Genomic DNA, 13,101 nt, shown 5'->3' on the forward strand with positions numbered 1-13,101 from the left:
CTTATCGTAGGAGGAGGTGCGAAGTCTGCTAGTCGATAGGCGCTGGAGCTAGACAACAAAAGGATTTGTTCAAAATGTTAAAGCTAAAAAAATCTTATGCTTTCTCACTCTGATATAAATGAAAGAAAAGCCATTCCCTCTACATGGAATGGCCCGGACCATCTATTTTGTTTCAAAACTTACATGTTTCGGCTTCAATTTCGGCCGTTTTCTTTCTGTCTGAATCCTTCGCTGTGCCTCTTTAAAAGTGACAAACGTTTTATTTTCCGGATCATACAATTTGTATCTCAAAGATTCGAGGCTTGTTCCGATTGTGATGGTCGTAGCGTGATGAAGCGGGGGGTTAGATTCATGTGCTTCCTCCAAATGATAGTTCGGGACACGCGGCGCCAAATGATGTACGTGATGGAAGCCGATGTTTCCGGTTACCCACTGCAGGACGAGGGGCAGCTTATAATAGGAGCTGCCTTCAACGGCCGCTTTTACATAATTCCACTCCGATTCATCCTCAAAATAAGAGTCTTCGAAGGTGTGCTGGATATAGAAGAGCCAAATTCCAAGTGCCGCCGCAATAAACATGATGGTTCCTTGAATGATAAGGAAAGCCTGCCAGCCGACCGCAACCATCATCAACGTGTAAATGCCAACAATCATCAAATTCGTCAAATGCGTATTCAAACGCTCTTTTCTCCTTGCGTCCTTCCGATTGATCCGATTAGAGACCAGGACAAGATACAGCGGTCCCAATCCGAACATGACAAATGGATTTCGGTAAAACCTGTAGCCAAGACGCTGCCACTTCGAAGCCTTTTTATATTCGTCGATGGTCATCACCCAAATGTCGCCAACGCCGCGCTTATCGAGATTCGAACTGGTGGCATGATGTATCGCGTGCTCCCTCTTCCACTTTTCATAAGGAAATAGGGTCATGATTCCTGTAATTGTCCCAAGTATATCATTCGCCTTCTTATTTTTGAAAAAAGATCCGTGGGTGCAGTCGTGAAAGATGATAAATATACGGACGACAAACCCTGCGGCCACAACCGCCAATCCAATTGAAAGCCAGATAGATACGGATAAACTCTGGTACGCCAGGAACCATAACAGCAAAAACGGCGGAATCGTATTTAAAATTTGAATGGTACTCTTTTTCAGATCAGATTTGGCAAATGCCGATACACCTTTACGCAGTTGTTTCGTTCTCTCTTTATCCATGAAACCCTCTCCCAAATGTTGTTACATCTAATGATAAGACCAAGTCCCAATTTAGAGTAGGCATAAACGTAATCACTTTCGGATGACAAATGTCATCTATTGTGAACATATTCACATAATTCCCTTCATTGAACTGCTTGTGAAATGGGTGACTTTGCAAACAGTTCAGGGGTGAAATTGCTTGCCTGGCTCTGTACAGCTGTTATCGTCATATTAAATGTTTTGTTAGCAGGCTATATTATGCTGACTGGGCATGCTTTGGATAAAAAAACAAGAAGATCATCGCAACATTCCGATGATCTTCTTTCTACTTTATTCCGATATTTGCTCGTTGTATCGTTTCCAATACCTTTGTTAATGCATCATCAACAGAATCCGCCTGAATCGTAATTTTTTGGGATTCAGGGAAATGCGAAGCGGAATATTCATATCTTGGATCATAATAATATTCCAGCAGCAGCTTGACAGCCTGTATGAATTTCCCGTTCTCCAAATTCGATTCTATCTCTTTTGCGACAGGCGTATGGATTTTCTTTTTTATCAATCGGAATGCCTCTTGGAACCGTTCCGGATAATTCCAAGGCTCGTACTCTTCAATGATGTTTTTCACCCGCTCTTCCAGCGGCAAATCGATGAAAATCTGCAAGCCCTTTTCCTTTTTGTCATAAATGATATCCGGCAAATAAACTCTTCCGATCCGTTTGCTCTCCCCTTCGATAAAAACAAACCGCTCGTTTTCATATTTCAGCATTTCTGTCACGAGCGCAGCATCAAATTTCTTTTGGTTGCTCGGCGTCAGGCCGATCTGGCCGAAAATCGATCCGCGGTGTCCCGCCATTTCTTCAAGATCAATGACGGGATACCCTTTTTCCTTCAGTTTCTGTAAAATAATAGTCTTGCCTGTCCCAGTGTATCCATTCAAAACGAGCAATTCCGGATGGAACCTCCCTGTTTCCAGGTAATTGACAATCCAGCGCCGGTATGAGCGGATACCGCCGTTTAAACGGTTCACACGGATTCCCATTAAATCCAGAACAGTTGCCGTGGTTTTGCTACGCATTCCTCCGCGCCAGCAAAAAACGGTCATGGGCGTTTCAATTTTTTTGAATTCGCCGATAAACTCAGGGAGCTTTATTGAAAAGATAGCCAGCCCTTTTTCCATCGCTGCTTCTTTTCCCGCCTGTTTGTAAATCGTTCCGACTTCCGCACGCTCTTCATCATTTAAAATCGGAATATTGATGCTGCCTGGAATCGTCGCTTCCTTGAATTCCTTGGGAGAGCGGACATCGATTATTGTATGCGGCTCTTGATTTTTTTTGGCGAGTAGATCAGATACTGTAATATCATGAAACATCACATTCACTCCAAGCTATTGGACCGTAATCTTTCCTTTAATTTCTCCAAGTTTCATTATTTTAACATATTATGGGACCTTGGGTTATTGAACTCACTTTTTCAAATGATCAATCTCATTTTACAGGGAATCTGTCAGGGTTTCCATGATTCGAATATTGCATGATTAACTTGGTTGTGAGAAATAATAAATCCAATATATTTCATTTGGAGTTGTTGAAAATGGGTGCCATTGAAAGAAATGGATTTATATTTGAACCGGAATACAGTGTCATTGAGCAAAATGGGGCAATTCATGTTTACCGTGAAGGTGAGTTCATCGAAGAATTGAAGTTTTCCTTTTCCGGGGAATATCCGGAGTTAGATCAGATTGAGGAACTGGTCGATGAGTATTGTGAGCGGAAAGGTATTTAGCTAAAAACTTCAGAACTTGATCATTTTTTCCTCCGGTTTTATATATCAAGGGAAAAATTTTGTGGAACTATGATTGACAGACTTGACAAGATTAAAACATGTGTATATATTTAAGATAACTACTTTGCATAACCAAGTAGTTATCTTTTCACCCAACTATCTTGTATAACCAAATACTTGATCCAGAGGAACTTTCCTCTTTGTTTTTCGCCCCGCTATCTTGTATAACATAATAGATGCAGAATGGAAGGTGCATATGTCTGTACGAAGTCAGTTATTAAAAGGAATATTAGATGGCTGTGTATTGGCAGTAATTGAAAAAGAAGCGGTTTATGGCTATGAACTGTCAAAAAAACTGCAGGACATCGGCTTGCAAGATGTCAGCGAAGGCACCATTTACCCCGTTTTATTAAGACTCCAAAAAAACGGATTAATCCGGGGAGAAATGAGACCGTCCGATTCCGGACCGAACCGGAAATATTATTTTTTAACAGATAAAGGCCATGAAACTTTGGCAACCATCATTGAGGAATGGAATCAGATCTCTAACCCTGTCAATGAGCTATTAAAAAGAAGGTGAAAACATGAATTCAGAAGAATTAATTGAAGAAAACAATCAAAAAAGAGAATTATTGACGCCGGAAAATGAGGCATATTACAGTGATTTACTCATATATATTCGTCTGCAATTCTCCCTTTCCGAGCAGCAGTCCGAAGAAATACTAATGGAAATGCTTGATCATTTGCTTGATGGCCAGGAAGAAGGAAAAACAGCCAAAGATATTTTCGGGGATGATCCAAAAGCCTTTGCGGATGAAATTATTGAACAGCTGCCAAAAGAAAAGAAGCGGGATGTAATTCCTTTTATTGCGGGCATCATTGGCAATATAGCCGGTTGGGTTCTTATGATACGGGGCGTCATTCTTTTAGTGCTTTCACAATTTATCGAGGTTAAAACAGAGGTCAACTTATTTGCAGCCGGCGTTGTCTCTTTGGGCATCGCATGTTTCGTCAGTCTTACGATATGGTTCATTTTAAGGCTGATAAACAATTCCTTGTTCAAAGAAAATCGAAACACAAAAAAGAATATGCTGAAAGCTGGGGTAACGGGAGCAGCGGGTATGGGGGCCGTATTACTTCTGACAAAATTCACCCCAGAAATCGGCCCATCCTTCGATTTTCCGTGGTGGGCATCATTAATAGGTGGGGCAATCCTCTGGCTTATTATTTATGTAGAGAAGAAATAGACCTATAGGAGGAAAAAATTGTTATCCGCCAAAAGCAAAACCTTTATTTAAAACCTTCGGCTTTATTTAGTGACTTCAGGTAAAAAGAAAAAGAGATAATGAGCGTCCGAAAAGCGTGATGTGTGCCTTCGTAAGCACGCATCGCGTTTTTAGTTTCTCCCTCACTTAAAAATCCCCAACAAAATTTCGGCCGCACAAGCCGAAATTTTGGCAAATTGAAACAATAAAACGGCCGCACCGACTTTATACTCCCAATTTATGAACAAAATCAAGCTGGCACTATTTTTGCAATATTAAGTTTACAGGCAAGCCATCATACCCAAGGAGGAATCAGTAATGAGAGCAGCAGTCGTCAATGAGTTCCAAGAAAAACTTGAAATTAAGGAGGTGGAAATTCCCCAGCCGAAGCTTGGTGAAGTTTTGATCAGAATGGAAGCATGCGGGGTTTGCCACACCGACCTGCATGCAGCACATGGGGACTGGCCGGTCAAGCCGAAGCTTCCGGTCATTCCGGGCCACGAAGGTGTCGGTATTGTTGAACAGGTTGGACAAGGCGTAACTTCTTTGAGAAAAGGGGACCGCGTCGGGATTCCATGGCTTTTTAGGGCTTGTGGAGAATGCGAGTATTGTCTATCCGGAAATGAAACACTCTGCCCAAATCAATTGAATGGCGGCTACTCCGCTGATGGTGCTTTTGCCGAATATTGCGTGGCGCCCGCTGATTACGTCGCAAGAATTCCGGATGGCGTCGACCCCGTGGAAATTGCACCAATTTTATGTGCAGGAGTGACCACTTATAAGGCTCTGAAAGTCTCCGGTGCCAAGGCCGGCGATTGGGTTGCGATTTACGGCATTGGCGGGTTGGGCCATATTGCCCTTCAATATGCAAAAGCCATGGGCTTCAATGTAGTGGCTGTCGATATCAATGATGATAAGCTCCAACTTGCTAAAGACTTAGGGGCTGATTTGACTGTTAATGGAAAAACCTCAGACCCGACGCAAGCCATCAAGGATCAAGTGGGCGGCGTTCAAGCTGCTATCAGCGTGGCGGTAAACAAAGCCGCATTCGAACAGGCTTATCATTCTGTCAAACGCGGGGGCTCGGTAGTGCTTGTCGGATTGCCCAACGATGAGATCCCTGTTCCGATTTTCAATACGGTTTTAAACGGTGTAACAGTCAAAGGCTCCATCGTCGGCACACGAAAAGATATGCAGGAAGCCCTTCAATTTGCCGCAGATGGGAAAGTCAAAGCCATTGTATCTACCGCTGAGCTTGATGAAATCAACCATGTATTTGATCGAATGGAAAAAGGCCAGATCAACGGACGTGTAGTATTGATATTTTAGAGCAAGACCAATTTTTCCATCAAGATTAAACAGCCGGAATACATTCTTTTCAAGGTACTCCGCTTCCACCTGGTGATCCGGATATGCAATCCAAGGTGCATGATCCGTTCCAGAGAACCATAAACAGGGCACCCGTTCATTTTATGGACGGCTGCCCTTTTTCGTTCAATAAATATCGGAGCTTTCGCATGCTTATGTTCAATCTTCCAGCGGCTTCTTGACGGTCTCCTACCGTTTCCTTTAAAACTTTCATGACGAATGCCCTGCCAATCTCACGCTCCAGCACCTTCACCTTGTTGAGGACCATCTCCATTTCCACTTTTTCCTCATCATTCCAGACCTCCAGCATATCATCAGTCCACTGTTTTAAAAATTCCTCAAAACTCTCTTCTTTTGGTTTTGCCTTTTCAATCAACAGGGACTTTCCCGGGAGAATTTTTTTCGGCAAATGCTTTGGTGTTATGACTCCACAGCCCTCATCCATGATTGATACAGCGCGCTTGATGACATTGGACAACTCCCTTACATTCCCGGGCCAATCATACTGCTCAAGGAGCGTCGCAGCAGCCTCGTTCAATTGTACCGCCGCTCCTGCTTTTTCCAGCAGATGTTCCGCAATCAGCCGGATGTCTTCCCGCCTTTCCCGTAATGGAGGGATGACCAGCTTTACGACATCCAGCCGGTACAGAAGGTCTTCACGGAACGCTCTATTGGTAACTGCTTCAGCCAAGTCAACATGAGTTGCTGAAACAATACGGGTATTTGTCTTTTGTACCGACTCACCGCCCACACGCATATACTCTCCGGTTTCCAAAACCCGCAACAGCTTCACTTGAGTGGACATCGACGCCTCTCCGATTTCATCCAAAAACAAAGTCCCTTTTCCGGCAATTTCAAACACGCCTCTTCTTTCCTTCGCCGCTCCGGTGAAAGCTCCCTTTTCGTGGCCAAACAATTCGCTTTCCAGCAGCGTTTCGGATAGAGCGCCGCAGTTGATGCCAATAAAAGGCTGTCCGTTTCGCTGGCTCGCACGGTGAATAAAATGAGCCAAAAGCTCCTTCCCTGTTCCTGTTTCTCCCTGGATCAGGACGTTTATGTTTTTCGGAGCTATTTTATAAGCAAGTGTCAGCAACCGAGTCATCGCATCGCTTTTTTCTGTCACGATGCCGCATTCCTTTGCCAGTCCTTGAATGTCAGTTTCCGCAGCTGTCGCCTTATTCGCCAGAAGATGATCGATTGTCCTTTCCAGAGCATCCAAGTCATCAAACGGTTTCTCAATAAAGTCATTGGCCCCTAGCTTGATCGCATCAACAGCCACTTTAACCGTACTGTAACCGGTCATGACAATGGTTTTGCACGATGGCATATGTGCAGATAGGTCCTTTAATATGTCCAGCCCGCTTGTGTCGGGAAGCTTCACATCGATCAATGCCAGATGATAGGCCTGCTGCCCAAATAGCCGTCTGAAGTCCTTGCCGCTGTATGCCAAATGCACCTCGAAACCTTTCTCCTTAAAAAAATAACGTAAAAAATTGCCGACCTCCCGATCATCATCGACGACCAATATGTTGGCCACCCTTCTCACCCGCCTTTACATCGAATCTTTTTTACCGGCAAACGGAGGATAAATGCGCTGCCCTTTCCCGGCTCGCTCTTTACATCAATCGTTCCGCCATGAGCCTCCGCAATTCCAAGGCTGACCGATAGACCCAGTCCTGTCCCCTTTACAGCTTCTTTCGTCGTATAAAAGGGATGGAATATTTCCTTCAATTTTTCCGGATCAATGCCCGTTCCATTGTCAATGACCGAAAGAGTGACTTCTTCCGCGCCGCTTTCCGTCCGGATGGAGATTTCTTTTCCGGTCTTATCCACCTCATCCAGTGCATCTTTTGCATTTAAAAGTAAATTGATGATAATCTGCTCCAATTGCTGAATGCTTCCATCAATAAAAGGCACATTTGAATCCAGGTCAATCTCCAACTCGATATGGCTTTGGCGAATTTGATATCCGACGAGACTCAGTACTTGCTCTACCGCCTCATTGATCGAACATGTCTGGAAAAGATATTCATCCTGCCGGGAAAATGTAAGCAAGTTTCGAATAATGTCCTGGCACCGTTTGCTGCATTTAAAAATATCTGTCAGCAACACGTGGGAAGACTCGTTTTCGTTCGCTTTACGCATCAGAAGCTGGGTATTTCCAAGAATCGCCGTCAAAGGATTATTTAATTCATGGGCGACCCCTGCAGCCATTTCCCCCAATGCGGCCAATTTGCCGGACTGCATCATGCGTGCTTCGAAATGGCGCTTTTCAGTAACATCTTTTATATAGGCGATCACCCCGTACATCTCTTCCTTTTCATTCATGATCGGATATGTATGCACTTCGCAAATGGTCTTGTCATGCAATGTAATTTCACGGTAAGCCATCTCTTTCGTTTTCCGGGTTTCTTGAAATGGGCTGTCAGGCTCTGCCTGGTGTCTGTATAATAATTCATCCAATGTTATGTGTGAGACATTTTTTCCGTTCAGATGAAAAAAAGAATAGGCGGATCCATTACACCTCAGGATATTGCCATTTAAATCAACTTGCATGATGGGGTCGGCAACCGCAAGAAATGTCTGTTCCCACTCCTTTTTACTATTCAGCACCTCATTATACAGGCGGACATTTTCAATGCAGACTGCCAGTTGGTCCGAAAGCTGCTGCAAAAAAGCGAGATCTTCTCCGTCATAATCCTGTTGCTGTGCGCTGCCAAGACTTAAAACACCAAGGATCCGTCCCTTTCCATATAAAGGAAAGACAAGCACCTGGCGAAGGCCTAGTTTTTCAAAAGCCGGAGTTTCACTGTATTCTTTCCTCTCATTCATATTGACCAAATACACACAAGAGGCGCCGGAATCCGCCACTTTCCAATAAAGGGACCCTTCCCTTGGAATCGGATTGCCGACATCGACATGCACATAATCGTGGGGGTATACATTGGCCGGTATGAGTTTGCCGTTTTTTAAAATGGAAAGACTCAACCTTTTAAGCGGAAAAATCTGCTGCAGTTTTTCCAATATATTTTTCAGCATGTCGTCCATTGACATATCAATATTGAAACTTCTCATCACTTCATTGATGATCTCAAGTTGCGTATTTTTCTTTTTCATTTCATCAATTGTACTTTTGAGTTCCGTATAATAGTTGATTTTTGACGACGAAACTCCAACCAGCCGCTCAATCATCTGCAGTCTGTCTGACATAAGGTGCCCTCCTATAATGCGAGTTTAAACAACCGTTCAACATCCGCTGCTGTAATGTCACGCGGGTTTGTAATCATACAGGCATCTTCTATGGCCACCTGGCCTACGATGGGGGCATCCGATTCGGACAAGCCCATTTCGGATAGCCGCTGGGGTGCGCCAATATCCGCCGATAGCTTTTTGACGTATTCAATCGCCCTCAGTCCCGAATCAATCGTGGATCGTCTGCTGCCCTCTTCACCAAACAACTGAGCAATTTGCAAAAACTTTTCAGGACAGGCCAAATAATTAAATTCCATCACATAAGGGAGTAAAATGGCGTTCACATCACCGTGCGGCAGCAGGAAACGTCCGCCAATCGCATGGCTCATCGCATGCACCGCTCCAAGAATCGCATTTGAGAAGGCAAGTCCGGCCTGTACACTGGCCATCGCCATCTTTGCCTTTGCCTCTTTATTCATTCTGGAAGCAACAGACGGCCGTAAATTTTGAGCTACAAGTCTAATAGCACTTATAGCCTGCACATCTGTCAGAGGTGTCGATGCGATACTGACGAATGATTCGATTGCATGAGTGAGCACGTCCAATCCCGTCGTTGCCGTCAAATGGGGGCTTTTTGTCATCAACGTCTGCGGATCGACAATCGCTATATCTGGGACGAGCGATTTCGAGATGATCGTCAGTTTCTTCTTTTTCTCCGAATCTATAATAATTGAAAATTGGGAAACCTCGGAGCCTGAGCCGGCAGTGGTTGCCACCATCACCTGCGGGGGCAGCGGCATCTTGATTTTATCAACCCCTTCATAATCCTGAATGCTTCCTCCATTCGTTGCCAGTACAGCGACCGCTTTTGCCACATCGATGGCGCTGCCGCCTCCTACCCCGACAATCGCGTCACATTCCTCTTGTAAATACTGATATACGCCTTTATCGACCTCGTAATCTTTCGGATTCGTCGTAATGTCTGCAAAAATGACATAAGGGAGCTTCGCGTTTTTGCAACTGGCTGTCACTTGTTCAAACCAATCTGAAGCCAGGACCCCCGGATCTGTGGCGATAAAAAGTTTCCTTGCTCCAAGCCTTGCACAGCTTTCACCTACCAGACCAATGGAACCGTTTCCAAATATAAGCTCCGGCATGACAAATTTATTAATTTTCATAGAATTGCCGGTCCCCTTCCCGGAAATCTTTTACTCTATTATATCATTAATTTTCTGCCATATTTATAAAAATGTACGAAGAGCCAGCAGCCAGAAGGAATGGTTGCCTTCTGGACTGCTTCCATTGTCATCCCGACGGATCAATATCTATATAAATGCAAAAAACCCGCAATCGGGTTTTCTACATCCTTCCAGACCTGAAAATCGAAAAAATCATAAATAAAAACATGAGTGTCGCAATGATCGAGCCTATTTCAATGACAGGGAACCTGAATAATAATGCTTGTTTGTCAGCGATGGCGGTCCCGATGATCAAGCCGACCATTAAGATGCTGAAGGAAAGCAGGATGATGCTGAAAGAAAGACGGTTGCTGATTTTATCAAGCCTTTGCAGAAAAGTCTGCAGTTCTTTCACGTTGATATCAAAACGCAGCCTTCCTTTTTTGACCGTTGTCGCAATTTCTTTTAAATCCTTTGGCAAATCCCGGATGATTTCCATGTTTTCGACGAGATCATCCCATGATCTGCTCAGAATATTTTTGGGATTCAGCCTTTGTTTGAACAATTTTTCACCAAAAGGCCTGACCGCTTTCATCACGCTGAAACCGGGATCCAGCTTTTTAATGATCTCCTCCATCGTAAGGATCGCTTTGCCCAATATGGCAATTTCAGTCGGTATTCTCACACGGTGACGGTAGGCGACCGCAAACACATCGGCAAGCGCGGTCCCCATGCTGATTTCATTAAAGGAAGTGTCATAGTATTTGGTGATCAAACATTCCAAATCATGTTTAAGCTGCGGCACATCTGTGTTCTCATCGAGAAGATCCATCGCGGAAAATGTCTTGATCATTCCTTTGGAACTTCCCTGCTGCAGATTGATCAGAAGTGTGGCAAAATGGTATTTCAAATCCTCTCTTAACTGGCCCACCATCCCAAAATCCAAATAGGCAATCACATTGTCAGGTAAAATATAAATATTCCCCGGATGCGGATCCCCATGGAAAAATCCATACTCCAGAATCTGGGTGAACATTGAATCGGCCAGCCTTGCGGCAATCAGTTCCCGGTCATAACCTTTTTCATCCAGCTCTTCTATATGAGTAACTTTGATTCCCTTGATCATTTCCATCGTAAGGACTTTCTTTGACGTCAGGTCCCAATAAATTTTGGGTATGTGAATGGTTGAGTCATTTTCAAATTGCCTCGCAACCCTTTCTCCATTGCGCCCTTCCACTTCGTAGTCCAGTTCATTGCGCAAAGAAAGGGAAAACTCCTCGATCATTTCCCGAAGACGGTATCTTCTTGCCCACTCCACCCTATTTTCGACCACTCTGGCCAGATCATGCAAAATCTCCAAGTCCGTATCCATGATCGACCGGATGTCCGGACGCTGAACTTTTACTGCCACTTCCTCTCCCGTGAAAAGCTGTGCTGTATGAACCTGTCCGATTGAGGCGGTCGCAAGCGGTGTTTCGCTAAACGCCTGAAAAAGACTGTCTATCGGCCCGCCAAGCTCCGCCTCTACAGTTACAAGGACCTCCTCATAGGAAAAAGGCTGAACATTATCCTGAAGCTTTTCCAATTCAGAAGCAATTTCTTCCGGAATCATGTCACGGCGCGTACTTGCAATCTGGCCGAGCTTGATAAAAGTCGGCCCCAATCCCTGCAATGCTGCGCGAAGCCTGATCCCCAAGTCTACCAAATTGATATTTTCCTCTGTAATTTGCGCAGTTTTTGAACGGTCTATCAAACCCATGCGGAAGAGAAAATGACTGAGCCCGTTTTTTAAAAAAGCGTTGATAATCTCCTGATAGCGCTGGGTATGTTTGATCCTTCTCCTGAACATCTTCATCCCCTCCGGGAGCCTATGTGAAAATCAATTTCAAAGTTTATTCCATTATAAAAAACGCAGGTGTTATTGCAAGAAACGGGTTTTGACAATATTGCCGATTAGAAATGCCGGCAAAAATTGAATTTTGCCTTGTTGCCTGCGTTCAAAGTGCCGGTTTCTCGATAAAATTGCGTTAATGCAGTTTTCTTATCCCGTTATTCAGTTTCTTGCGCGCGATCCAGAAACAACCCGATCGGCACGAAAAGACCGACTTTCCCATATTCCTCATGCTTCAGCGTCGCAAAAATAACTCCTATGGCCTGTCCGTTTTCATTTATGACAGGACTTCCGCTGTTTCCGCGATATACCGGGGCTTTCATCATCACGACATCATCATTCCAGCCGCTTAAACGAACCATATCAATAATCGCCCCTTCATTCGCAATTCCGTGAAAATAGAGAGGGTTACCGATAAACATTACCTGTTCATGTTCGGTAAATTCCGGATGCTTTTCAAGCTCCAAATAAGGCAATTTTTCTCCATCAACGTCAAGGACAGCCAAATCGATATCTTCATACGTTTCCACTACATCCGCCGTAAAAATTCCGGCGTCCGGAAAATCCACGGTCACTTGGCCATAGCCTTCTATGACATGATAATTTGTTAAAATCTTGCCATCGTTTGAGATGGAAAACCCCGTTCCTTTACTGTCACCAGCGGCGATTGTAACAACTGATTTTTTATAATCTTGAACTTTTTCATCCGTTGACATTCGGGCTGAAGCTGCCAGGAATTCAATAGCGGGTATCGAATAAATTTGAAAAATAAAAGAAAAGGTACTGAATAAAAACACGCCGGAGATCAGCCAAAACAACCATCTGGGAAAACGCCGTGATGTTTTTTCATGTTGTTTTTCAAAAGATTCCTTAAGCAAAGCTTCTTCCTGGGCTTGTTGCAGGAGCTCCTGCATTTCTTCTTCATCAATTCTTTCAATTAAGTCCCTGTCGACATTTTTATCCTCTTTTTCCTCCAAAGCCATCACACCCTGCTACAACTTGTCCATTTTATTCTGAAACCTCTCCCCATTAAAATGGGGAGGTTCCCGGACCCTAAAGGGTCAGGTTCCATTGCGACAAATCGCAATGGCGCGTGTGTACTTTGTGCTTTTCCCTTTCCGGATGAGGTTCCGGCTGCGGACTGGAGCTTTTCCACACGGCATTCGCGCACAAATCGTTCTGTCGAACGAGGGGACTCGCTCGAGGCTTCCCTTGCGGTCGGCTC

At 44.3% G+C, this 13,101-nt stretch carries 11 protein-coding genes; 4 read left to right on the forward strand and 7 right to left on the reverse strand.

What is annotated here, in order from left to right:
• Positions 1-162: 162 nt before the first annotated feature.
• Together desA and mnmH are read right to left on the reverse strand one after the other, a co-directional pair.
• Positions 163-1,215, reverse strand: coding sequence for a Delta(5) desaturase DesA (desA, locus tag FS666_RS17560; protein WP_144463583.1), 1,053 nt, complete (start codon positions 1,213-1,215; stop codon positions 163-165).
• Positions 1,216-1,522: 307 nt separating this feature from the next.
• Entirely contained in the window at positions 1,523-2,569 is a 1,047-nt protein-coding gene (gene mnmH, locus FS666_RS17565) for a tRNA 2-selenouridine(34) synthase MnmH (RefSeq protein WP_144463582.1), read from the reverse strand.
• 221 nt (positions 2,570-2,790) lie between these two features.
• On the opposite strand from mnmH, the gene FS666_RS17570 reads away from it, so the two are divergent.
• The 4 genes from FS666_RS17570 to adhP all read left to right on the forward strand — a co-directional run bounded on the left by FS666_RS17570 (position 2,791) and on the right by adhP (position 5,576).
• Positions 2,791-2,982 (forward strand): YbxH family protein, encoded by a 192-nt coding sequence (locus FS666_RS17570; RefSeq protein WP_120074073.1) that lies wholly within the window; start codon positions 2,791-2,793, stop codon positions 2,980-2,982.
• Between the two features lie 256 nt (positions 2,983-3,238).
• Positions 3,239-3,562 (forward strand): PadR family transcriptional regulator, encoded by a 324-nt coding sequence (locus FS666_RS17575; RefSeq protein ID WP_120074071.1) that lies wholly within the window; start codon positions 3,239-3,241, stop codon positions 3,560-3,562.
• A 4-nt stretch (positions 3,563-3,566) separates the two neighbouring features.
• Complete coding sequence (locus FS666_RS17580; protein WP_144463581.1) at positions 3,567-4,229, forward strand: DUF1129 family protein; 663 nt, start codon at positions 3,567-3,569, stop codon at positions 4,227-4,229.
• Positions 4,230-4,565: 336 nt separating this feature from the next.
• Complete coding sequence (gene adhP, locus FS666_RS17585; RefSeq protein WP_144463580.1) at positions 4,566-5,576, forward strand: alcohol dehydrogenase AdhP; 1,011 nt, start codon at positions 4,566-4,568, stop codon at positions 5,574-5,576.
• Between the two features lie 136 nt (positions 5,577-5,712).
• Here adhP and FS666_RS17590 read toward each other — a convergent pair whose 3' ends face one another.
• The 5 genes from FS666_RS17590 to FS666_RS17610 form a co-directional block, all read right to left on the reverse strand.
• On the reverse strand, positions 5,713-7,152 hold the full coding sequence (locus FS666_RS17590) for a sigma-54-dependent transcriptional regulator (RefSeq protein WP_144463579.1): 1,440 nt from the start codon (positions 7,150-7,152) through the stop codon (positions 5,713-5,715).
• Between the two features lie 5 nt (positions 7,153-7,157).
• A complete protein-coding gene (locus tag FS666_RS17595; RefSeq protein ID WP_144463578.1) occupies positions 7,158-8,825 on the reverse strand; it encodes a sensor histidine kinase in 1,668 nt (555 codons plus the stop codon).
• An 11-nt stretch (positions 8,826-8,836) separates the two neighbouring features.
• A complete protein-coding gene (locus tag FS666_RS17600; RefSeq protein ID WP_144463577.1) occupies positions 8,837-9,985 on the reverse strand; it encodes an iron-containing alcohol dehydrogenase in 1,149 nt (382 codons plus the stop codon).
• 181 nt (positions 9,986-10,166) lie between these two features.
• Entirely contained in the window at positions 10,167-11,834 is a 1,668-nt protein-coding gene (locus FS666_RS17605) for an ABC1 kinase family protein (RefSeq protein ID WP_144463576.1), read from the reverse strand.
• A 200-nt stretch (positions 11,835-12,034) separates the two neighbouring features.
• Positions 12,035-12,853: a S1C family serine protease gene (locus tag FS666_RS17610; protein ID WP_144463575.1), complete on the reverse strand. Its 819-nt coding sequence runs from the start codon at positions 12,851-12,853 to the stop codon at positions 12,035-12,037.
• Between the last annotated feature and the right edge of the window lie 248 nt (positions 12,854-13,101).

Source organism: Siminovitchia fortis, from assembly GCF_007681465.1.
GTDB lineage: Bacteria > Bacillota > Bacilli > Bacillales > Bacillaceae_C > Siminovitchia > Siminovitchia fortis.

Coding starts and splice junctions, on each gene's coding strand:
- desA (WP_144463583.1), bottom strand. CDS start 1,215: ATGGATAAAGAGAGAACGAAACAACTGCGTAAAGGTGTATCGGCATTT.
- mnmH (WP_144463582.1), bottom strand. CDS start 2,569: ATGTTTCATGATATTACAGTATCTGATCTACTCGCCAAAAAAAATCAA.
- FS666_RS17570 (WP_120074073.1), top strand. CDS start 2,791: ATGGGTGCCATTGAAAGAAATGGATTTATATTTGAACCGGAATACAGT.
- FS666_RS17575 (WP_120074071.1), top strand. CDS start 3,239: ATGTCTGTACGAAGTCAGTTATTAAAAGGAATATTAGATGGCTGTGTA.
- FS666_RS17580 (WP_144463581.1), top strand. CDS start 3,567: ATGAATTCAGAAGAATTAATTGAAGAAAACAATCAAAAAAGAGAATTA.
- adhP (WP_144463580.1), top strand. CDS start 4,566: ATGAGAGCAGCAGTCGTCAATGAGTTCCAAGAAAAACTTGAAATTAAG.
- FS666_RS17595 (WP_144463578.1), bottom strand. CDS start 8,825: ATGTCAGACAGACTGCAGATGATTGAGCGGCTGGTTGGAGTTTCGTCG.
- FS666_RS17600 (WP_144463577.1), bottom strand. CDS start 9,985: ATGAAAATTAATAAATTTGTCATGCCGGAGCTTATATTTGGAAACGGT.
- FS666_RS17605 (WP_144463576.1), bottom strand. CDS start 11,834: ATGTTCAGGAGAAGGATCAAACATACCCAGCGCTATCAGGAGATTATC.